We start from the raw sequence: 20,600 nt of genomic DNA, 5'->3' as shown, positions 1-20,600 counted from the left end.
TCCTTGATGAGGGCCCCTCCGCCCCGAACGCCGTGCCCGGATGGGGTTAGGCTTGTCAGGTCGTGCGCGTGAGCGCGTCCGCGCCCCCGCGACCCACGGACATTCATCGATGAAAGCAGGCGATCCAGCGTGTCGAGCCAGGTGACGGGCCTTGGAGTTTCGAACGAAGGAGAGTTCGGAGCCAACGAATGGCTCGTCGACGAGCTGTACGAGCAGTACCGCGTCGATCCGAACTCCGTCGACAAGGCCTGGTGGCCTATCCTCGAGTCCTACACGCCGGTGGACGGCCCCGGGACGTCGGCGACACCGGCGGCCCCTGCCGCTCCCACCGCCTCGGTCACCGAGGCCGCTCCCCCGTCGCCGACGGAGCCGAAGCCGGTGACTGCGGCGATTCCGACCGTCGGGTCCGGGTCGCAGCCCGTCGCGCGCACCACGGCGCGCCCCGCGTCGCCCCAGCCGATCCCCGCCCAGGCACCCGCCGCCGCGCCGGCCGAGGCGAGCGAGCAGGCCGAGGACCAGGTGACGGTCCTGAAGGGGATGCCGAAGGCGCTGGCCGCCAACATGGACGAGTCCCTCACCGTCCCCACGGCGACGAGCGTGCGGACGGTGCCGGCGAAGCTCATGATCGACAACCGGATCGTGATCAACAACCACATGTCGCGCACGCGCGGCGGCAAGGTGAGCTTCACCCACCTCATCGGCTGGGCGATCATCCAGGCGCTCAAGGATTTCCCGAGCCAGAACGTCTTCTACGCCGAGGTCGACGGCAAGCCGTCGGTCGTCGCACCGGCGCATGTGAACCTCGGCATCGCCATCGACCTGCCCCGTCCCGACGGCACCCGCGCCCTGCTCGTCCCGAGCATCAAGCGCGCCGACCAGCTGACCTTCGCCGAGTACCTCAGCACCTACGAGGACCTCGTCACGCGCGCCCGCAAGAACAAGCTGACGGCGGCGGACTTCCAGGGCACCACGATCTCCCTCACGAACCCCGGCGGCATCGGCACCGTGCACTCGGTGCCGCGCCTGATGAAGGGGCAGGGCTGCATCGTCGGCGCCGGAGCGCTGGAGTACCCGGCCGAGTTCCAGGGGGCGAGCGAGAAGACGCTCAGCGAACTGGCGATCGGCAAGACGATCACGCTGACCTCCACCTACGACCACCGCGTGATCCAGGGCGCCGGTTCCGGCGAGTTCCTCAAGAAGGTGCACGAGCTGCTCATCGGCCAGCGCGGCTTCTACGAGGCGATCTTCGCCGAGCTGCGCATTCCCTACGCACCGATCCACTGGGCGAACGACATCAACGTCGACCTCGCCGAGCGCGTCGACAAGACCTCGCGCGTGCAGGAGCTCATCAACTCCTTCCGTGTCCGCGGGCACCTCATGGCGGACATCGATCCGCTCGAGTACGTTCAGCGCACCCACCCCGACCTCGAGATCGAGAACCACGGACTCACCTTCTGGGACCTCGACCGCGAGTTCGTCACGGGCGGTTTCGGCGGCAAGCGCCAGCTGAAGCTGCGCGACATCCTGGGCGTCCTCCGCGACTCGTACTGCCGCACCATCGGCCTCGAGTACATGCACATCCAGGACCCCGAGCAGCGCGCGTGGTTCCAGCGCAACGTCGAGCAGAAGTACCAGAAGCCCACGCACGACGAGCAGCTGCGGATCCTCGACAAGCTCAACCAGGCCGAGGCGTTCGAGACGTTCCTGCAGACGAAGTACGTCGGCCAGAAGCGCTTCAGCCTCGAGGGCGGCGAATCGCTCATCCCCCTGCTCGATGAGATCCTCCAGGGCGCCGCGCAGGCGGGGCTCGACGGGGCCGCCATCGGCATGGCCCACCGCGGACGCCTGAACGTGCTGACGAACATCGCGGGGAAGACGTACGGTCAGGTCTTCCGCGAGTTCGAGGGCCAGGTGGCGATCGGATCCAAGAGCGGGTCCGGCGACGTGAAGTACCACCTCGGCACCGAGGGGACCTTCTCCGCCGACGACGGCGCCGAGCTCCCGGTCTACCTCGCCGCGAACCCCTCCCACCTCGAGACCGTCGACGGCGTGCTCGAGGGCATCGTCCGCGCCAAGCAGGACCGCAAGCCCATCGGCACCTTCTCGTGGTTGCCGATCCTGGTGCACGGCGACGCGGCCTTCGCCGGCCAGGGCGTGGTCGTGGAGACCCTCCAGATGTCGCAGCTGCGCGGCTACCGTACGGGCGGAACGGTCCACGTGGTGGTCAACAACCAGGTCGGCTTCACCACCACCCCGCAGGATGCCCGGAGCTCGGTGTACGCCACCGACGTCGCCAAGACGATCCAGGCGCCGATCCTGCACGTCAACGGTGATGACCCCGAGGCCGTCACGCGCGTCGCGCAGCTGGCTTTCGCGTACCGCGAGGAGTTCCACCGCGACGTCGTCATCGACTTGGTCTGCTACCGCCGCCGCGGTCACAACGAGGGTGACGACCCCTCGATGACCCAGCCCCTGATGACGAACCTCATCGAGGCGAAGCGCTCGGTCCGGCGCCTGTACACCGAGGCCCTCGTGGGTCGCGGAGACATCACGGAAGAAGAGTACGAGCAGGCCAAGCGCGACTTCCAGAACCGTCTCGAGGTCGCCTTCGCCGAGACGCACGCCGCCGAGACCGGCTCCTCCCCGGTGGTGGATGCCGAGGCCGACGTCGAGCCGGCATCCGGCCAGCCCGAGTCCACGGGTGTCTCCCGCGAGGTCGTGCACCTCATCGGCGACGCGTTCGTGAACAAGCCGGAGGGCTTCACCGTCCACGCGAAGCTCCAGCAGCTGCTGGACAAGCGCGCGGACATGAGCCGCAACGGGTCGATCGACTGGGCCTTCGGTGAGCTGCTGGCCTTCGGGTCTCTGCTGCTGGAGAAGACCAACGTGCGTCTGGCCGGTCAGGACTCGCGCCGCGGCACGTTCGTGCAGCGCCACTCGGTGCTCCACGACCGTGCGAACGGCCAGGAGTGGATCCCGCTGACCAACCTCAGCGAAGACCAGGGGCGCTTCTGGGTCTACGACTCGCTCCTGAGCGAGTACGCCGCGATGGCCTTCGAATACGGCTACTCGGTGGAGCGGGCCGACGCTCTGGTGTTGTGGGAGGCGCAGTTCGGCGACTTCGGCAACGGCGCGCAGTCCGTGATCGACGAGTTCATCTCGTCGGCGGAGCAGAAGTGGGCGCAGCAGTCGAGCGTCGTCCTCCTCCTCCCCCACGGCTACGAGGGTCAGGGACCGGACCACTCGTCCGCACGGATCGAGCGGTACCTGCAGATGTGCGCGCAGGACAACATGACCGTCGCGCGGCCGTCCACGCCCGCGTCCTACTTCCACCTCCTGCGGCGACAGGCCTATGCCCGTCCGCGCCGCCCGCTGGTGGTCTTCACTCCGAAGGCGATGCTGCGTCTGCGCGGAGCGACCAGCCCGGTCGAGGACTTCCTGTCGGGTCGTTTCGAGCCGGTCATCGACGACAGCCGTTCGATCGACGCCTCGGGCGTGAAGCGCGTGCTCCTGCACGCCGGCAAGATCCACTGGGACCTCAAGGCCGAGCTCGAGAAGAATCCGAACGACGCGATCGCCCTCGTGCGCCTGGAGCAGTACTACCCGGCGCCCATCGACGAGCTGCGCGGTGTGCTTGGGCGCTACCCGGACGCCGAGCTCGTGTGGGTCCAGGACGAGCCCGAGAACCAGGGGGCCTGGCCGTTCATCGCGCTGGATGTCGTGCCGCAGCTCGACGGCCGCACCATCCGGGTCGTGTCCCGGTCCGCTGCGGCGTCGACGGCGACCGGTTCGCCGAAGGTCCACGCCGTCGAGCAGGCCGCGATCATGACGGCGGCTCTCACCCTCTGAGTCGTCGCAGACGCGACGCGCAGGACGTCACGCCGCCGGTCATCCCTCGGGATGCCGGCGGCGTCGTCGTCAGTGGGTCGCCTGGATCGCGCGCAGACGCTCGAGCACCTGGTCGCGCAGCTCTTCGGGCGCGGCTTCCTTGCAGGCGCGCGCGACGACCTCGGTCAGCGTGCGCGCCACCAGCGCCTCGTCCCGGCATCCCTGGCAGTTCTCCAGGTGCTCGGCGATGTCGGTGTGCTGGGTCTTGCACACTTCGTTGCGCAGGAACTCCTCCAGCTCGCGCTGCGCCTTCTCGCAACCGCAATCGGTCATTTCGCACTCCTCGTGGCGGCACCGGCGATGCCGCGCTCCGTCGCATAGTCGGCCAGCAGATCACGCAGCATGCGTCTGCCGCGATGCAGGCGGCTCATGACCGTGCCGATCGGTGTTCTCATGATGTCGGCGATCTCCTGGTAGGCGAATCCCTCGACGTCGGCGAGGTACACCGCCAACCGGAAGTCCTCGGGGATCGCCTGCAGGGCATCCTTCACCACGGATGCCGGCATGTGATCGATCGCTTCCGCCTCGGCGGACCGGCTGGCCCGCGCCGTGGTGGACTCCGCACCACCGAGCTGCCAGTCCTCCAGCTCGTCGATGGTGCCCTGATACGGCTCCCGCTGCTTCTTGCGATAGATGTTGATGTAGGTGTTGGTGAGGATCCGGTACAGCCACGCCTTGAGGTTCGTACCCTGCGTGAAGGTCTGCCAGGAGGCGAAGGCCTTGACGAACGTCTCCTGGACGAGGTCGGCGGCGTCCGCGGGGTTGCGCGTCATCCGCATCGCGGCGGCGTACAACTGATCCATGAACGGGAGCGCCTGCTCCTCGAACTGGGTGCGCGCATCGGGCGCCTGGTCGGGCTGTTCGCTCATCAGGCGCCAGTCTACGGCGGCGTCCTCGCGTTCGAGCATGACGGTCACGACGGTGGCACTCCCTTCCGGCCGGCTCCGCCGCGCGTGGGGCGTGGCGGTGGGTGTCAGTAGGCTAGGAACCGATGAGCGCCGATCGGTATTCCCCTGCCACCTCGACGTCCGCGACCTGGCTCGCGCCGAGGGCGGAGTCCGACCTGCACGCGACCGTGACGGTCCCGGGTTCGAAATCGCTGACGAACCGCGAGCTGATCCTCGCCGCCCTCGCCGACGGGCCCGGACGACTGCTCGCCCCGTTGCACTCGGACGACTCTGCGCGCATGGTCGACGCCCTCCGAGCGCTCGGCGTCGGCGTCACGGAGGAAAAGGGCTCCGGCCCCTTCGGGTCGGACCTCCTCATCGAGCCGGTGTGGCCCCTCCGCGGCGACGCGGTGGTGGACTGCGGGCAAGCGGGCACCGTCATGCGCTTCGCGGCGGCGGCCGCCGGGTTCGCAAAGGGCGAGGTGACCCTCACCGCGCACGAGAGCGCGCTGCACCGACCGATGGGCGCCATGATCTCCGCCCTCCGCGACGTCGGCGTCGACATCGACGACGGCGGCAGCTGGGCCCTTCCCTTCGTGGTGCGCGGCCACGGTCATGTGCGCGGCGGCGAGGTGACCATCGACGCCAGCGCCTCCAGCCAGTTCGTGTCAGGCCTGCTGCTGGCCGCTCCGCGCTTCGACGTGGGACTGCACCTCGTCCATTCGGGTCATCGCCTGCCGAGCATGCCGCACATCGACATGACCGTCGAGAGCCTCGCGCACCGCGGCGTCCACGTCGAGCGCCCGCGCCCCGGCGAGTGGATCGTGCCCCCGGGGGCGCTCCGCGCAAAGGACATCGCCATCGAGCCCGACCTCTCCAACGCCGCCCCCTTCCTCGCCGCGGCGATGATCGCGGGCGGGTCGGTATCGGTGACGGGCTGGCCGGCGCACTCGACGCAGCCGGGCGCGATGCTCGGCGACATCCTCTCCCTCATGGGCGCTCGGGTGTCGCGGCGCGGTGGCGCGCTCACCGTCACGGCGGGCGCAGGAATCCACGGTGTCGACCTCGATCTGTCCGCGGCCGGCGAGCTGACCCCCACCATCTTCGCGCTGGCGGCCTTCGCCGATGCGCCGACCACTCTCTACGGCATCGGCCACATCCGCGGCCACGAGACGGATCGCATCGCAGCCCTCGTGGGCGAGCTCCGCGGCCTCGGCGGCGAGGCTCATGAGCTCGAGGACGGCATCCGCATCGTCCCCCGCCCGCTGCGCGGCGGCCTCTGGCGCGCACACCACGATCACCGACTCGCCACCACCGGCGCGCTCATCGGCCTGGCGGTGGACGGGGTCGAGATCGACGACATCGGCACGACCGCCAAGACGATGCCGCAGTTCCCGCAGCTGTGGCGAGGCATGCTCGAGGGCGCATGAGCTGGCTCGACGACCTCGATGACGAGGACGAGGCGGACTTCGACGAGAGCGACATCCGCGTCCGGCCCAACCCGAAGGCCAACCGCCCGCGCACGAAGCGGCGCCCCGCCCACGCGGACGCCGCAGTGGCGCGCGTTCTCGGCGTCGACCGCGGCCGATACACCGTGCTCGTCGATGAGGACACGCCGCAGGAGCGGACGATCCTCGCGGTGCGCGCACGCGAGCTGCGCAAGACCCCCATCGTCACCGGAGACCGGGCACGGGTCGTGGGCGACCTCTCCGGCTCCGAAGGGACGCTCTGCCGGATCGTCGGGATCCTCGACCGCCGATCCCTCCTCCGTCGCAGTGCCGACGACACCGACCAGGTCGAGCGCATCATCGTCGCCAACGCCGACCAGATGCTCGTGGTCGTCGCCGCCGCGGATCCGGAACCACGGGCCCGCCTCGTGGACCGCTACCTCGTCGCCGCCCTCGACGCCGGCGTACGCCCCCTCCTCGTCGTGACGAAGACCGACCTCGCCGATCCCACCGAGTTCCTCGCGCACTTCGAAGGACTGGGCCTCGAGGTCTTCACCAGCGGACAGGGCGCCGGACAGATGCCGCTGGAGCAGATCGGGAACGCCCTCGTCGGGCACTCCACGGTGTTCGTCGGGCACTCCGGCGTCGGCAAGTCCACTCTCGTGAACGCCCTGGTCCCCGACGCCGGACGCGCGACCGGCCACGTCAACCAGGTCACCGGACGGGGCCGGCACACCTCGAGCTCGACGGTGTCGTTGCGCTATCGCGGCGCCGCGGGCAACGGCTGGGTCATCGACACGCCCGGCGTCCGCTCCTTCGGCCTCGGCCACGTCGACCCCGCGAACATCCTCCGCGCGTTCACCGATCTGGACGAGGTGGCCCGGCGCTGTCCCCGCGGCTGCACGCACCTCCCCGACGCGCCGGACTGCGCGATCATCGAGGCGGTCGCGGCGGGCGAACTCGGGCCCGGCGGCGAGGCGCGCCTGGACTCCCTCCAGCGCCTGCTGGAGACCTTCGCCGCGGGTCGCCGAGGTCCCATAGGCTGAGAGGATGACGCGTCTCTCCACCGGCGACACCGCCCCCGATTTCACCCTCGTCGACCAGGACGGCACCCCCGTGCGCCTCTCGGAGCGCCGCGGGACGGGCGTCGTTCTCTTCTTCTATCCCGCAGCGATGACCCCGGGGTGCACGACGGAGGCCTGCGACTTCCGCGACAGCCTCGCCCCCCTCCAGGCAGCCGGCTACACGGTGCTGGGCATCTCGCGCGACGAGCCGGCGAAGCTCCGCGAGTTCCGCGAGCGCGACGGCCTGACCTACGACCTGCTCAGCGACCCGGACCACAGCGTGCACGAGGCCTACGGCGCGTGGGGCGAGAAGACGAACTACGGCAAGACCGTGCTCGGCGTCATCCGCTCGACCTTCGTCATCGACGGCGACGGCCGTGTCGAGCACGCCATGTACAACGTCAAGGCCACCGGGCACGTCGCACGGGTGCGCTCGCTGCTCGGTCTCGACGCCTGATCAGGACCCGCCTGCGCCGTAGAGCTCTCAGGCGTCGCCGCCCGCACGATCCTCTCGCGGTGGGGCGCTCGCGCGGACCGTCATCGCCAGCAGGACGAGGGTGACGACGGCCGGCGCCGCGAGCGCGAGCGCGATGCCCGGGGCGGCGAAGGCGCCGGTGATCGCTCCGAGCGCCACGGCGAGGATGAGCAGCTGCGTCACGACTCCCCCGGAGCGGCCCCAGCTGCGTTCGCGCCACGTCGCCACGCCGAAGGCGAGGACGGCGGCGGCACCGATCGCGGTGAGGACGGCGAGGGCGATCGCGGTGGTGAGGACGGCGGTGTCGCCGGCGAAGAGCGCGCCGATCTGCCACACGAGGAGCGCCAGGATGCCGAGTCCCTCCGCCACCAGGAGGACCGCGGCAGCGCGTCCCGTCGTTCTCGCCAGCATGCGCGCGACTCCTTCTCCGAACGGTCGGGGTTGTAGGAAGCATCATGTGCTAGACGCGATTCACCAGCGTCTTCCGCACAAACCTGCCGGTCAACCCTTGATTCAGGTAAACCGCTGTGGGACGATTGGTGAAGCAGTGTGCTCCCACAGCGACGTGGGGCGAGTCGATCTCGCACCCTCACCAGAGTAACGGACCCGAATCCGTCCCTCATCTTTTCCCCAATCCCCCCGCATCAAGGAGCACCCCTATGGACTGGCGCGATAAGGCCGCCTGCCTCACCGTCGACCCCGAACTGTTCTTCCCCGTCGGGAACACCGGTCCGGCCGTCGACCAGATCGAGAAGGCCAAGTCCGTCTGCGCACGGTGCACCGTCACCGAAGTATGCCTGCAGTACGCCCTCGAGTCCGGCCAGGACTCGGGCGTCTGGGGAGGTCTCTCCGAAGACGAGCGCCGTGCACTGAAGCGCCGCGCCGCTCGCGCCCGCCGCGCGTCCTGACCCGCGCGCGCATGTCGCCCCGCAAGGGCGTTCAGCCCCGCGCGCGCTCGATGTAGCGCAACGGGATCTCGATCGTGACCTCGGTTCCGCTGCCCATGATCGTGTGCCAGTCGATCGTGCCGCCCAGCTCGCCCTGGATGAGTGTGCGCACGATCTGCGTCCCGAGTCCCCGACCGACCTGACCCTCGGGAAGGCCCGACCCGGTGTCGCGGACGCGGACTTCGAGGGTCTCCCCCGTGCGCTCGGCGATGATTTCGACGTCGCCCTCCTGGCCGGCCAGGCCGTGCTCCACCGCATTGGTGACCAACTCGGTCAGCGCCAGGGCGAGGGGCGTGGCGTACTCGCTCGGCAGCGTCCCGAAGCGGCCCGTCGACCGGGTCTTGGCGCGCGTGTTGGGTGCCGCGGCGACCTCAGCGACGAGCTTCAGGACACGGTCGAAGACGTCGTCGAAGTCGACGTTCTGGGCGAGGCCCTCCGACAGCGTGTCGTGGACCACGGCGATCGCCGACACGCGCCGCATGGCCTGAGTGAGAGCCTCACGGGCCTCTTCGGAGTGCGACCGGCGAGCCTGGATCCGCAGCAGCGACGCCACCGTCTGCAGGTTGTTCTTGACGCGGTGGTGGATCTCGCGGATCGTGGCGTCTTTGGTGATGAGCTCCTGCTCCTGATGGCGGATCTCCGTGACGTCTCGGCATAGGACGATTGCGCCGATACGCGTTCCGCGGTCGCGGAGCGGGATCGTCCGCAGCGACACCGTCACGCCGCGCGCCTCGACGTCGGCGCGCCACGGTGCGCGACCGGTCAGGACCACCGGGAGCGACTCGTCGAACTGACGTTTGCCCGGCAGGATCTGGGTGACGACCTCGACGAGGGACTCGCCCTCGAGTTCGTCGCCGAACCCGAGGCGGTTGAACGCCGAAAGCGCATTGGGGCTCGCGAACGTGGTGACGCCGTCGACATCGAGCCGGACGAGTCCGTCGGACGCGCGCGGTGCGCCGCGGCGCGGCGAGGTCGGAGCCGTGAGATCGGGGAAATCACCCGAGGCGATCATGCCGAAGAGGTCGTCGGCGCAGTCGTTGAAGGTGATCTGCTGCCGAGAGGGGGTCCGCGCCTCTCCGAGGTTGGTGTGACGGGTGAGCACCGCGATCGTCTCGCTGCGCCCGCCGCCGGAACGCGCGACCGGCACCGCGCGCACCCGGGTCGGGGTCTCCTCGAACCAATCGGGCGACGCGGAATCGACGATGCGTCCGGTGTGGAAGGCGTCGCGCACCTGCGTCCGCCACTGGGGCCGGACCCGGTCACCGACGATGTCCCGATAGAACAGCGTCGCCGCGCCGCTGGGCCGGGTGTGCGCCACGGCGACGAACGAGTCGTCGAGGGTCGGAACCCACAGCACGATGTCGGCGAAGGCGAGGTCCGCGAGCAGTTGACCGTCGCCGGCGAGCCGGTGCAGCCACTCGACGTCCTGCGCGCTGGAACGGCCCTGGGCATAGACGAGATCGCTGAGCGTGGACACCCCTCCAGCTTAGGGTTCAGCCCCGGGTCGGCAGCGCCGCGCGCTCCGGTCGGCGGCGCCTGGCCGCCCGGACCCGGCGGGTCGGAGCGTCCGCGCCTGCGGGCCCGGTCGGGGTCGGTGGGAGGACCGCCTCGCCGACGAAGCGACGGATGCCGAGGGTCACGCCCGACCGCGGGGCCACGAGGCCGAGGGGTCGTGCGGCGAGGAGCGCAGCATCCGCAGATCTGCCGTCGTGCGGGAGGAACCACACGTCCTCGATGCCGCCGAACCGGTCGAGGGCTCGACGGACCTGGCCCCGCGCATCGATACCGAGGACTCCCGGGCGCACACGGTTGATCAGCGACACCACCCGGGTGGAGCCGACGATCGCTCTCAGCTCGGCGTGACCACGCAGGTACCGCGCGATGCCGACGGGGTCGGCCGAGCCGACGGCCACCACAAGGTCCGCCGCCTGGAGCGCGGCCACGGTCGCGGCGTTGCGACGCGGACCGTCCTCCAGGTCGCTGACGATCTCCTCGTCGCGCTCGAGCGGCGCGGCGACGTCCACGACGACGTGATCGACCCACCCGCGGCAGGCCGACAGGGCCGCCCCCACCCGCGCAGCGGACAGCTCCGGCCACCGCGACGGCCTGTTCAGCCCCGTCAGCACCTCGACTCCCGTATCGCCGAGCGGAAGGGCGATCCGCGTGAGTTCGGCGGCGTCGAGCGCGCCCCGCTCGGCACTGCGGCAGGCCGCCGCGAACCCCGGACCTTCGTCGGGGAGCGAAAGGCTCAGCGCCTGGGAAGGCGCTGCGGTGTCGGCGTCCACGAGCGCCGTGCGTCGCCCGCCCCGCGCGAGTTCGAGGGCGAGCCCGACCGCGACGGTCGACCGTCCGGGCGCTCCCGCCGGGCCCCACACCGCGATGACCGCCGGCCCGGTCGTCGAGGGCGCGGCGGCGGCGCTGACCGGCTCGGCCGCGAGGACCTCGCACAGCCGCCACACGGGCACGTCCGGTGCGAGCGGGCTCTCGAGGCCCAGCGCCTCGGCTGTGCGGAGGTCGTCCGCAGTCGCCGCGAACGGCACGATACGCGTGCGCGCACGGTCGCACAGCGCCACCACGGCGACGTCGGTGTGCGTCCGGTCGACCGTCAGGATCACCACGTCGGCGTCGGCGAGCGCGCGCAGAGCCTGCGAGGCGTCCGGCTCGGCGAGGTCGTCGCGGGCGAGCAGGCCGAGCGCCTCCGGCGCGAGGACGCCGACCACCTCGATGCCCTCGTGGATCAGCTCGACGGCCCGCCGATCACCGTCGACCACCGCGACAAGCGCTCTCATGAGCCTGCTCCCGCGACCGGCACCACCGACAGTGCGGACTGATCGCTCATGGCGGTGAGCGCCGCGGCGACATCCGATCGCGGGATCACCAGTTCCAGCTGCGCCGCTCCCCCGCCGATCATCGACTCATCGCGCGCGACCGACACGACGGTGGCGTCCGCGACGAGGATCCGCGGCGCGTCGTAGACCCCCCGTTCCCGCTGAGGCGCGGCCCACACCTCCACGACGGTTCCCGCGGCGACGGATGCCGGGACGTCGACGGCGCTGCGCACCACCACGCGGGTCGTTCGGGCCGCATCCGCACTGCCGACCGCAGCGGCCGGAACCAGCTCGCCGACTTCGATCGTGCGCGTCGCCACGAGGCCCGATTCCACGTCGGCGGTGGAGAGGTAGCTCTCGGAGAGGCCTCCGAGGGACACCTCGACGCTCCGCACGACGTCGGCGGTCACCGCCTCACCGGGGACGATGGTGCGCGTCGCGACGTAGGCGGGTGCGGTCGTGCGCGCCGCCTGCACCGTGAACCACACCCCGAGGATCGAGGCCAGGACCAGGATGATCCCGAGGATCAGACGCAGATCGGGGCGCGCGGAGGCCCGGGTCGGACGCGAGGAGACGGCGGCGGTCATGACCCCATGTTCGCGCAGAGCGATGATTCCGCTCCGGCGTTATCCACAGGGGGTGTTTCGTGCCCCTGGACAGCGGGTGCGGCGGGTCGATAATGGGGGCATGCCCGAGAACTCCACCCCTGCCGTGCGCCTTCTCGCGCCCAGCCAGGTGGCCGAGATCCTCGGAGTGGGCGTCGATGAGGTCATCGCCCTCGTGATGGACGGTCGACTGCGCGGCATGCGCGTGGGTGCGCCCGCGCAGTGGCGGGTCGACGAGGCCAGCATCTCGACATATCTCGACGATCAGGCCGAGGAGGCCCGGCGCATCGCGCTGTGGCACCAGTCGCAGACCGCGAGCTTCCCGGAGCTCTGGGGCACCGGCATCGTGCGCAACCCGGACTGACCACCGTCAGCGGAGGACGGCGGCGGCCTCGAGCCGCACCCAGGCGACGGCGTCGAACGGGATCATGCGGAACCCCGTGACGGATGCCGCCCGCCGCGGGGATCCCGGGTCGTGGAGGGCGAGGTCGAGGTGATCCGCTCCCGCCCGATCGATCGTGCCGCTGAGCGCCGCACCGTCACGCAGGTGGACCGTCACCGCGAGGCGGCGACGGACGAGGTCGCGCAGGACGAACCCGAATGACATGCGATCCCTCAGGCCCGGCGGACGGTCGGCGGGGCGGGCGGTCGCGAGCATCGCGGCGTGGGTGAGGGCGAGGCCCCGCACGGCTGCGAAGGGGACGAGCGCGGCGACCGTTGCGGACTCGGCGAGATCGAGTGCCAGCCAGTCCGATCCCGCGGAGGTGACCGTGCCGCGAAGCCGGTCGGACGCGGCGTCGATCGTGACCTCCACACCCCGGGCATCCGGCGAGCCCGGCGCCAGCGCGCGGAGGCGGGCGGCGAAGCCGAGGGTCGACAGACGCAGCCGTTCCGCCTCCGTGTCGAGCGCGGCCCGCTCGGCTTCCCACTCCGAAGCGACCTGGTCTTCCAGGTCGTCGAAAAAGCGATCCCATCGCACCTGGGCAGGTTAGGCCAATCGTGAGGAGTCGATGAGAAGTTGTCCACAGGAGCCGTCGGGGCATGTTCCTGGGAGTTGCCTCTGTGTTCTACTACCGGCACAAACCTCCCCGTCCAGATTGGCCGACATGTCACCCTCGCCCGCCGAACGACCCCGCGACTCCTTCGCTCCGGGGGCGGCCGAGCTCTCGGAGTTCTTCGCCCCGCAGCGCACCTCTTCCCACGCGCTCCCGGAGCCTGAACCGTTCCTCCGGAACATCACCGTCGGAGTGTTCGAGGTCCTCGCCGGTGTCCGCGAGGTGGAGCAATTGGCACGCTGGCTCACCGAGGACGCGTACCGCAAGCTCGTCACCCGTGCGGCCATGGCGACGCGTGCGCGCAGTGCCCGTGGCGTCCCGGCGATGCGGCCGGTGCACACGATCCTCTCGGTCCGGGCCACCCGCCCGGCGGACGGTGTCGTCGAAGCCGTGGTGATCGTCCAGGGACCGGCGCGCACGCGCGCGGTCGCCCTTCGCCTCGAGGGCATGGACGGCCGCTGGCGCTCGCCCTCCCTCGCGGTGCTCTGAGGGCCGGATCCCGCTCCGCGTCGCCTGACCCCGGATCAGCCCCGGCCGGCCGCGGAGGCGCCGAATCGGCGTCCGCCTATCGGCAGACGACGCACCCGGCGCCTCACGGCCGGTACGACGCCAGGAAGTTCCCGAGCCTCTCGATGGCCTCGGTGAGCACGCGAGCCTCCGGAAGGGTGACGATGCGGACGTGATCGGGGGTCGGCCAGTTGAAACCGGTCCCCTGCACGAGCAGCACATGCTCGGCGATGAGGAAGTCGTAGACGAACTTCGCGTCGTCCGGGATCTCGTAGACCTCCGGGTCGAACCGGGGGAAGGCGTACAGGGCGCCCTGCGGCTTGGCGCAGGCGACGCCCGGAATCGACTCGAGGGCATTCCACGCGGCATCCCGCTGCTCGTGGAGACGGCCCGCGGGGGCGATGAGGGCATCGATGGACTGGATGCCGGACAGCGCCGCCTGCACCGCGAACTGCGCGGGGACATTGGGACACAGACGCGTCGAGGCGAGGAGCTGGATCCCCTCGAGGAAGCCCGCGGCGTGCGCCTTCGGACCGGTGATGACGAGCCAGCCGGAGCGATACCCGGCCACCCGGTAGGTCTTGGACAGGCCGTTGAACGTCAGGCAGAGCAGGTCCGGTGCGATCGTGGCCATCGGGATGTGGCGCGCGTCGTCGAAGACGATGCGGTCGTAGATCTCGTCGGAGAGCAGGAGCAGCGAGTGCTCGCGGGCGATCTCGGCGATGCCCTCGAGCACCTCGCGCGTGTACACGGCGCCGGTGGGGTTGTTCGGGTTGATCACCACGATCGCCTTGGTGCGCGGCGTGACCTTCGAGCGGATGTCGTCGAGATCCGGCTGCCACCCGTTCAGGTTGTCGCACCGGTAGTGGATCGGATCGCCGCCGGCGAGGCTCGTCATCGCCGTCCAGAGCGGATAGTCCGGAGCCGGGATGAGGACCTCGTCGCCCTCGTCGAGCAGCGCCTGCATGGTCATGGTGATGAGTTCGGAGACACCGTTGCCGAGGTAGACGTCATCCGGGTCCACGTGAGGAAAGCCCGGCTCCTGCTCGTACCGCGAGACGACCGCGCGCCGCGCGGGCATGATGCCCCGGCTGTCGCTGTAGCCGTGCGCCTGCGGCACGGCCTCGATCATGTCGCGCACGATCTGGAACGGCGCCTCGAATCCGAACACGGCGGGGTTGCCGGTGTTGAGCTTCAGGATGGTGTGCCCGTCGGCCTCGAGCTGGTCGGCGGCGATGAGCGCCTGCCCTCTGATCTCGTAGAGGACGTTCTTCAGCTTGCTCGACTGATCGAGCGGACGCAGGGGGCTCATCGCCCCAGGATATCGAGCGGGCCACCGGGCCAATCGACCGACGGTGGCCCGCTCGCTCGCGGTCAGCGGAGAACCGCGATCACTTCTTCTTGTCGGCAGCGCGTCGCTGGGCGCGATTCAGGGCACCCGAACCGGCGTCCTCGCCGGACTCGACCTTCTGCCCGAACGCACCTCGGACCTCTTCCGCAGGAGCGGCGCCGGGCGCCGACGCTGCGGCCGCCTGCCGCATCCGGTTCGTCGATGCCTGCTGGACCTGGCCGCGCTCGTTGCGGACCTCGACCTCGCCCGCGTCGTTGGCGGCGGTGTACTCCAGCCGTGCGTTCTCGACGGGGGTGGCACCCAGACCCTTCGCCTCGACCTGCGGTTCGCCGGCGTCGGCGCGGCGCACCTCGACCTCGAGGTTGTAGAGGTAGCCGACCGACTCCTCCTTGATCTGGCCCATCATCGCCTGGAACATCTGGTAGCCCTCGCGCTGATACTCGATCAGCGGGTCGCGCTGTGCCATCGCGCGCAATCCGATGCCGTCCTTGAGATAGTCCATCTCGTAGAGGTGGTCGCGCCAGCGACGATCGAGCACCTGCAGGACGACGCGACGCTCGAGCTCGCGCATGGCCGGCTCACCGAGCGACTCCTCGCGCTTGGCGTACGCGATCCGCGCGTCGGAGAGGATCTCGCGCTTCAGCCCCTCGGGGGTGATGCCGCCCTTGCGTCCCGCACCCTCCGCCACGACCTCGTCGATCGACACGTCGACGGGGTAGAGCGTCTTCAGCTCGGTCCACAGCGCGTCGAAGTCCCAGCTCTCGTTGTGACCGGTGCCGGTGTGGTCGTCGATGAGGGAGTTGATCGCATCCTCGATGAAGTGCTGCACGCGGTCGGCGATGTCGTCGCCGTGCAGGATCTGACGACGATCCGAGTAGATCGCCTCGCGCTGCCGGTTCAGGACGTCGTCGTACTTCAGCACGTTCTTGCGGATCTCGGCGTTGCGGGACTCCACCTGACTCTGCGCGCTCTTGATGGCACGCGAGACCATGCCGGATTCGATCGCGACGTCGTCGGGGAAGTTCGTCCGCGCCAGGATCGCCTCGGCCGCCCCCGACTGGAACAGGCGCATGAGGTCGTCCGTGAGCGACAGGTAGAACCGGCTCTCCCCCGGGTCACCCTGACGACCCGAACGGCCGCGCAGCTGGTTGTCGATGCGGCGCGACTCGTGGCGTTCGGTGCCGAGGACGTAGAGCCCGCCGGCGGCGACGACCTGCGCGCCTTCCTCGTCGACCGTGGCCTTCGTGGACTGGTAGACCTCGTCCCAGGCCGCCTCGTACTCTTCGGGCGTCTCGACCGGGTCGAGGCCGCGGGACTTCATCTCCTGGACCGCGAGGAACTCCGCGTTCCCGCCGAGCATGATGTCGGTGCCACGACCGGCCATGTTGGTCGCGACCGTCACGGCCCCGAGGCGTCCCGCCCGAGCGACGATCTCGGCCTCGCGGGCGTGGTTCTTCGCGTTGAGGACCTCGTGCTTGATGCCCTTCTTCGCGAGGAGCCGCGAGAGGTACTCGCTCTTCTCGACGCTGACGGTTCCGACCAGCACCGGCTGGCCCTTCTCGTGACGCGCGACGATGTCCTCGACGACCTGCTCGAACTTCGCCTGCTCGTTCTTGTAGACGAGATCGGGCATGTCCTTGCGGACCATCGGCTTGTTCGTGGGGATCGGGACCACGCCGAGCTTGTAGGTCGACATGAACTCCGCCGCCTCGGTCTCGGCGGTACCGGTCATGCCGGCGAGCTTGTTGTAGAGGCGGAAGTAGTTCTGGAGCGTGACGGTGGCGAGCGTCTGGTTCTCGGCCTTGACGGGCACGCCCTCCTTCGCCTCGATGGCCTGGTGGATGCCCTCGTTGTACCGGCGGCCCACCAGGATGCGACCGGTGTGCTCGTCGACGATCATGACCTCGTCGTTCATGACGACGTAGTCGCTGTCGCGCTTGAACAGCGCCAGCGCCTTGATCGAGTTGTTGAGGAACGAGATCAGCGGCGTGTTGGCCGATTCGTAGAGGTTGTCGATGCCGAGGTAGTCCTCGACCTTCTCGATACCGGGCTCGAGGACACCGATGGTGCGCTTCTTCTCGTCGACCTCGTAGTCAACACCCGCCTCGAGCGTCTTGGCGATCCGCGCGAACTCCACGAACCAGCGGTTGGCCTCACCCGACGACGGGCCCGAGATGATCAGCGGCGTACGCGCCTCGTCGATGAGGATCGAGTCGACCTCGTCGACGATGGCGAAGAAGTGACCGCGCTGAACGAGATCCTCCTTGCGCCACGCCATGTTGTCGCGCAGGTAATCGAAGCCGAACTCGTTGTTCGTGCCGTAGGTGATGTCGGCGTTGTACTGCTCACGACGCACCTCCGGAGTCTGCCCGGACACGATCGTCCCGGTCGTCATCCCGAGGGCGCGGTAGATGCGACCCATGAGCTCGGACTGGTAGGACGCGAGGAAGTCGTTCACGGTGATCACGTGCACGCCCTGGCCGGCGATGGCGTTGAGGTACACCGGGAAGGCACCGGTCAGCGTCTTGCCCTCACCGGTCTTCATCTCGGCGATGTTGCCGAGGTGGAGGGCGGCGCCGCCCATGATCTGCACGTCGTAGGCGCGCTGCCCGAGCGTGCGCTTGGCGGCCTCGCGCACGGCGGCGAACGCCTCCGGCATCAGCTGGTCCAGCGTCGCCCCGGCTTCGTAGCGGGCGCGCAGCTCGGCCGTCTCGCCCCGGAGCTCCTCGTCGGTGAGGGCCTCGTAGTCCTCTTCGAGGGCGTTGACGGCCTTGACGACCTGGTGAAGCCGCCGAAGGATCCGTCCCTCGCCGGCGCGAAGCAGTTTCTCGAGAGGGTTGGCCACGAAAAGATCTCCATCTGTCGGGTGCGACGCGAGGCGTCGGGCCCCCGGGCGACGCCCGGGCACACTCGCCCATGTTATCCACCTGTGACCTTGAGGTGTGCTGGACGGGGCGAGCGGGGACGCATCCCTATACTCGGAAAACACATACCCGGTATGCAGACCGCCGCGACGGCGGAGTCGAGGAGTCGTCGATGTCGGTGCGTCAGAGCCTCTTGGCGATCCTCGATCAGGGCGCCTGCTACGGCTATCAGCTGCGCGCGGAGTTCGACCGCCGCACCGGATCGACCTGGCCTCTGAACGTCGGGCAGATCTACAACACCCTCGACCGGCTCGAGCGCGACGGTCTGGTCCGCCGCGGCGAGGCCGACGAGCTCGGGCACGTCTACTGGCACATCACTGATCCGGGCCGTATCGAAGTGCGGGCCTGGCTCGACGAACCCGTCGTCCGCACCGCCGGCACGCGCGACGCGCTCGCGATCAAACTCGCCGTCGCCGCCACACTCCCCGGAGTGGATGCCGCGGACCTCGTCCGCCGTCAGCGGGAGGTCTCCGCCCGGATCCTGGAGGAGCTGCGCGCATCGCACCTCCTCGATGCCGCGACCGACGACGCGGAGGACTTCGCCCGCTCGCTCGTCCGAGAGGCGGTGGTCTTCCAAGCCGAGGCCGAAGTGCGCTGGCTGGACCACCTCGCCGGCCTCCTGGCGCAGCATCCCACCCCCGCGATGGGCCTGTCCCTGTCGACGCAGACGCCAAAGCGCGGGCGTCCGGTGACCGCCTCGGTCGCCTGAGCACACCGGTCCTCGGACGGCATGCTGTCGCCTCACAGGCCGCGCACACTACCCTGAAGCGTGACCGAAACACAGCCTTCGCCCGATTCCGACCCCCAGATCGAGGCCGAGGCTCCGCAGGAGCCCGCCTCGCCGACCTTCGCCGACCTCGGTCTCGGAGACGCGGTGCAGCAAGCGCTCCGCGGCGTCGGATACGAAACCCCCTCCGCCATCCAGGCCGCCACGATCCCGCCGCTGCTCGCCGGCCGCGATGTGGTGGGCCTCGCTCAGACCGGCACCGGCAAGACCGCCGCGTTCGCCCTGCCGGTCATCGATCGTCTCGATCTGACCCAGAAGACGCCGCAGGCCCTCGTGCTCGCGCCGACCCGCGAACTCGCCCTCCAGGTCTGCGAGGCGTTCGAGAAGTACGCCTCCCACCTCGACGGCGTGCACGTCCTCCCCGTCTACGGCGGGCAGGGCTACGGGGTGCAGCTGTCGGCCCTCCGCCGCGGCGTGCACATCGTCGTCGGCACCCCCGGACGCATCATCGACCACCTCGAGAAGGGCACGCTCGATCTCTCCGAGCTGCGCTACCTCGTGCTCGACGAGGCCGACGAGATGCTGAAGATGGGCTTCGCCGAGGACGTCGAGACGATCCTCGCCGACACGCCCAAGACCAAGCAGGTCGCCCTTTTCTCGGCGACGATGCCGGCATCCATCCGACGGATGTCGCAGCAGTACCTGAACGATCCCGCCGAGATCACGGTCAAGACCAAGACGACCACCTCGGCGACGATCAGCCAGCGCTACCTCATGGTCTCGTGGCAGCAGAAGATGGATGCCCTGACCCGCATCCTCGAGGTCGAGAACTTCGACGGCATGATCGTCTTCGGCCGCACGCGCAGTGTGACCGAGGAGATCGCCGAGAAGCTCCGCGCCCGCGGATACTCCGCCGCCGCCATCAACGGCGACGTCGCGCAGCCGATGCGCGAGAAGACGGTGAACCAGCTGAAGACCGGCGCCCTCGACGTGCTCGTGGCCACCGATGTCGCCGCCCGCGGGCTCGACGTCGAGCGGATCTCCCACGTCGTCAACTTCGACATCCCCACCGACACCGAGTCGTACGTGCACCGCATCGGACGCACCGGTCGCGCGGGCCGCACCGGCGACGCCATCAGCTTCGTCACGCCGCGCGAGCGTTGGCTCGTCAAGGCCATCGAGAAGGCCACGCGGCAGGAGGTGACCGAGATGTCGCTGCCGAGCGTGGACGAGGTCAACGAGACCCGCCTCACTCGGTTCGACGACCGCATCACGGCCGCGCTCGCCGAGACGGAGCGCGTGGACCGCTTCCGTGACATCATCGCCCACTACGTGCGCAACCACGATGTGCCCGAGGTCGATGTCGCGGCCGCGCTCGCGATCGTCGCGCAGGGAGAGACCCCGCTGCTGCTCGAGCCCGATCCCGAGCCCTCCGTGCGTCCTGCCCGCGCGGCGCGCGACGGCGAGCGCCCGGGGACTGCACGCGACCGCGGCACGGACCGGGACCGCGGCGGCGAGCGCGGCCCGCGCAAGGCGCCCCGCGGCGGGTTCGCCATGTACCGCATCGCGGTCGGCAAGCGCCACCGTGTCGAGCCCCGCCAGATCGTCGGCGCGCTCGCGAACGAGGGAGGGCTGCGTCGCGACGACTTCGGTGCGATCCAGATCCGCCCCGACTTCTCGCTCGTCGAGCTGCCGTCGCCCCTGCCCGCCGGCACCCTGGAGCGCCTCAGCGACACCCGCATCTCGGGTCGACTGATCGAGCTGCGCCCCGACACCGGGGGCCCCCGCCGACGCGACGGCGACCGCGACGACGATGCGCGCGGCCGGAAGCGCCGCCACGGCAGCTCCCGCGACTGACGACGCCACCCCGCCTCGGCAGGGCCCCTTCACGTTC

18 protein-coding genes are annotated in these 20,600 nt (G+C 69.9%); 9 read left to right on the top strand and 9 right to left on the bottom strand.

Features of this window, described 5'->3' with window-relative positions; all coding sequences use genetic code 11:
- Positions 1-129 precede the first annotated feature (129 nt).
- Entirely contained in the window at positions 130-3,849 is a 3,720-nt protein-coding gene (locus tag LTL01_RS08980) for a multifunctional oxoglutarate decarboxylase/oxoglutarate dehydrogenase thiamine pyrophosphate-binding subunit/dihydrolipoyllysine-residue succinyltransferase subunit (protein WP_236968303.1), read from the top strand.
- A 69-nt stretch (positions 3,850-3,918) separates the two neighbouring features.
- Here LTL01_RS08980 and LTL01_RS08975 read toward each other — a convergent pair whose 3' ends face one another.
- Together LTL01_RS08975 and LTL01_RS08970 are read right to left on the bottom strand one after the other, a co-directional pair.
- Entirely contained in the window at positions 3,919-4,161 is a 243-nt protein-coding gene (locus LTL01_RS08975) for an alpha-ketoglutarate decarboxylase (protein WP_053547686.1), read from the bottom strand.
- Positions 4,158-4,757, bottom strand: coding sequence for a sigma-70 family RNA polymerase sigma factor (locus LTL01_RS08970; protein ID WP_231717960.1), 600 nt, complete (start codon positions 4,755-4,757; stop codon positions 4,158-4,160). The genes LTL01_RS08975 and LTL01_RS08970 overlap by 4 nt, the downstream gene beginning before the upstream one ends.
- Positions 4,758-4,879: 122 nt before the next feature.
- Here LTL01_RS08970 and aroA point away from each other — a divergent pair, with 122 nt between their 5' ends.
- The 3 genes from aroA to bcp are packed head-to-tail and all read left to right on the top strand — an operon-like array spanning position 4,880 to position 7,744.
- The gene (gene aroA, locus LTL01_RS08965; protein WP_236968302.1) at positions 4,880-6,205 is read left to right on the top strand and encodes a 3-phosphoshikimate 1-carboxyvinyltransferase; all 1,326 of its coding nucleotides are present in this window, start codon (positions 4,880-4,882) and stop codon (positions 6,203-6,205) included.
- Entirely contained in the window at positions 6,202-7,269 is a 1,068-nt protein-coding gene (gene rsgA / locus LTL01_RS08960) for a ribosome small subunit-dependent GTPase A (protein WP_236968301.1), read from the top strand. Before aroA ends, rsgA begins: the two co-directional genes overlap by 4 nt.
- A 4-nt stretch (positions 7,270-7,273) precedes the next feature.
- Positions 7,274-7,744: a thioredoxin-dependent thiol peroxidase gene (gene bcp, locus LTL01_RS08955; RefSeq protein ID WP_236968300.1), complete on the top strand. Its 471-nt coding sequence runs from the start codon at positions 7,274-7,276 to the stop codon at positions 7,742-7,744.
- 27 nt (positions 7,745-7,771) lie between these two features.
- Here the strand turns inward: bcp and LTL01_RS08950 are convergent, their stop codons facing one another.
- Positions 7,772-8,173, bottom strand: a complete 402-nt coding sequence (locus LTL01_RS08950; protein ID WP_053547690.1) for a hypothetical protein — start codon at positions 8,171-8,173, stop codon at positions 7,772-7,774.
- Positions 8,174-8,421: 248 nt separating this feature from the next.
- On the opposite strand from LTL01_RS08950, the gene LTL01_RS08945 reads away from it, so the two are divergent.
- On the top strand, positions 8,422-8,670 hold the full coding sequence (locus tag LTL01_RS08945) for a WhiB family transcriptional regulator (protein ID WP_013583608.1): 249 nt from the start codon (positions 8,422-8,424) through the stop codon (positions 8,668-8,670).
- Between the two features lie 31 nt (positions 8,671-8,701).
- Here LTL01_RS08945 and LTL01_RS08940 read toward each other — a convergent pair whose 3' ends face one another.
- Genes LTL01_RS08940 through LTL01_RS08930 form a run of 3 tightly spaced genes read right to left on the bottom strand, consistent with a single transcriptional unit; the run spans position 8,702 to position 12,124 of the window.
- Positions 8,702-10,186 carry a sensor histidine kinase gene (locus LTL01_RS08940; protein ID WP_053547691.1) on the bottom strand — a complete coding sequence of 495 codons (1,485 nt, stop codon included), beginning with the start codon at positions 10,184-10,186 and terminating at the stop codon, positions 8,702-8,704.
- A gap of 16 nt (positions 10,187-10,202) precedes the next feature.
- Positions 10,203-11,498 (bottom strand): CpaE/TadZ family protein, encoded by a 1,296-nt coding sequence (locus tag LTL01_RS08935; RefSeq protein WP_236968299.1) that lies wholly within the window; start codon positions 11,496-11,498, stop codon positions 10,203-10,205.
- Positions 11,495-12,124, bottom strand: coding sequence for an SAF domain-containing protein (locus LTL01_RS08930; protein ID WP_236968298.1), 630 nt, complete (start codon positions 12,122-12,124; stop codon positions 11,495-11,497). The genes LTL01_RS08935 and LTL01_RS08930 overlap by 4 nt, the downstream gene beginning before the upstream one ends.
- Positions 12,125-12,224: 100 nt before the next feature.
- Here LTL01_RS08930 and LTL01_RS08925 point away from each other — a divergent pair, with 100 nt between their 5' ends.
- Complete coding sequence (locus LTL01_RS08925) at positions 12,225-12,506, top strand: helix-turn-helix domain-containing protein (protein ID WP_236968297.1); 282 nt, start codon at positions 12,225-12,227, stop codon at positions 12,504-12,506.
- 6 nt (positions 12,507-12,512) lie between these two features.
- On the opposite strand, the gene LTL01_RS08920 is transcribed toward LTL01_RS08925, so the two are convergent.
- Positions 12,513-13,121 (bottom strand): hypothetical protein, encoded by a 609-nt coding sequence (locus tag LTL01_RS08920; RefSeq protein ID WP_236968296.1) that lies wholly within the window; start codon positions 13,119-13,121, stop codon positions 12,513-12,515.
- A 127-nt stretch (positions 13,122-13,248) separates the two neighbouring features.
- On the opposite strand from LTL01_RS08920, the gene LTL01_RS08915 reads away from it, so the two are divergent.
- Entirely contained in the window at positions 13,249-13,686 is a 438-nt protein-coding gene (locus tag LTL01_RS08915) for an Rv3235 family protein (RefSeq protein WP_236968295.1), read from the top strand.
- A gap of 103 nt (positions 13,687-13,789) precedes the next feature.
- Here LTL01_RS08915 and LTL01_RS08910 read toward each other — a convergent pair whose 3' ends face one another.
- Together LTL01_RS08910 and secA are read right to left on the bottom strand one after the other, a co-directional pair.
- Entirely contained in the window at positions 13,790-15,016 is a 1,227-nt protein-coding gene (locus tag LTL01_RS08910) for a pyridoxal phosphate-dependent aminotransferase (RefSeq protein ID WP_272877920.1), read from the bottom strand.
- A gap of 79 nt (positions 15,017-15,095) precedes the next feature.
- Entirely contained in the window at positions 15,096-17,900 is a 2,805-nt protein-coding gene (secA, locus tag LTL01_RS08905) for a preprotein translocase subunit SecA (protein ID WP_236968294.1), read from the bottom strand.
- Positions 17,901-18,091: 191 nt separating this feature from the next.
- On the opposite strand from secA, the gene LTL01_RS08900 reads away from it, so the two are divergent.
- The gene (locus LTL01_RS08900) at positions 18,092-18,688 is read left to right on the top strand and encodes a PadR family transcriptional regulator (protein ID WP_236968293.1); all 597 of its coding nucleotides are present in this window, start codon (positions 18,092-18,094) and stop codon (positions 18,686-18,688) included.
- Positions 18,689-18,748: 60 nt separating this feature from the next.
- Positions 18,749-20,563 (top strand): DEAD/DEAH box helicase, encoded by a 1,815-nt coding sequence (locus LTL01_RS08895; RefSeq protein ID WP_372461324.1) that lies wholly within the window; start codon positions 18,749-18,751, stop codon positions 20,561-20,563.
- Positions 20,564-20,600 lie beyond the last annotated feature (37 nt).

Origin of the sequence: Microbacterium aurantiacum, assembly GCF_021654035.1 — a bacterium.
GTDB lineage: Bacteria > Actinomycetota > Actinomycetes > Actinomycetales > Microbacteriaceae > Microbacterium > Microbacterium aurantiacum.
Note: the sequence above shows the minus strand (reverse complement) of the source record. Positions and strands in the feature narration are given on the sequence as shown.

Coding starts and splice junctions, on each gene's coding strand:
- LTL01_RS08975 (WP_053547686.1), bottom strand. CDS start 4,161: ATGACCGATTGCGGTTGCGAGAAGGCGCAGCGCGAGCTGGAGGAGTTC.
- LTL01_RS08970 (WP_231717960.1), bottom strand. CDS start 4,757: ATGAGCGAACAGCCCGACCAGGCGCCCGATGCGCGCACCCAGTTCGAG.
- aroA (WP_236968302.1), top strand. CDS start 4,880: ATGAGCGCCGATCGGTATTCCCCTGCCACCTCGACGTCCGCGACCTGG.
- rsgA (WP_236968301.1), top strand. CDS start 6,202: ATGAGCTGGCTCGACGACCTCGATGACGAGGACGAGGCGGACTTCGAC.
- bcp (WP_236968300.1), top strand. CDS start 7,274: ATGACGCGTCTCTCCACCGGCGACACCGCCCCCGATTTCACCCTCGTC.
- LTL01_RS08950 (WP_053547690.1), bottom strand. CDS start 8,173: ATGCTGGCGAGAACGACGGGACGCGCTGCCGCGGTCCTCCTGGTGGCG.
- LTL01_RS08945 (WP_013583608.1), top strand. CDS start 8,422: ATGGACTGGCGCGATAAGGCCGCCTGCCTCACCGTCGACCCCGAACTG.
- LTL01_RS08935 (WP_236968299.1), bottom strand. CDS start 11,498: ATGAGAGCGCTTGTCGCGGTGGTCGACGGTGATCGGCGGGCCGTCGAG.
- LTL01_RS08930 (WP_236968298.1), bottom strand. CDS start 12,124: ATGACCGCCGCCGTCTCCTCGCGTCCGACCCGGGCCTCCGCGCGCCCC.
- LTL01_RS08925 (WP_236968297.1), top strand. CDS start 12,225: ATGCCCGAGAACTCCACCCCTGCCGTGCGCCTTCTCGCGCCCAGCCAG.
- LTL01_RS08915 (WP_236968295.1), top strand. CDS start 13,249: ATGTCACCCTCGCCCGCCGAACGACCCCGCGACTCCTTCGCTCCGGGG.
- LTL01_RS08910 (WP_272877920.1), bottom strand. CDS start 15,016: ATGAGCCCCCTGCGTCCGCTCGATCAGTCGAGCAAGCTGAAGAACGTC.
- LTL01_RS08900 (WP_236968293.1), top strand. CDS start 18,092: ATGTCGGTGCGTCAGAGCCTCTTGGCGATCCTCGATCAGGGCGCCTGC.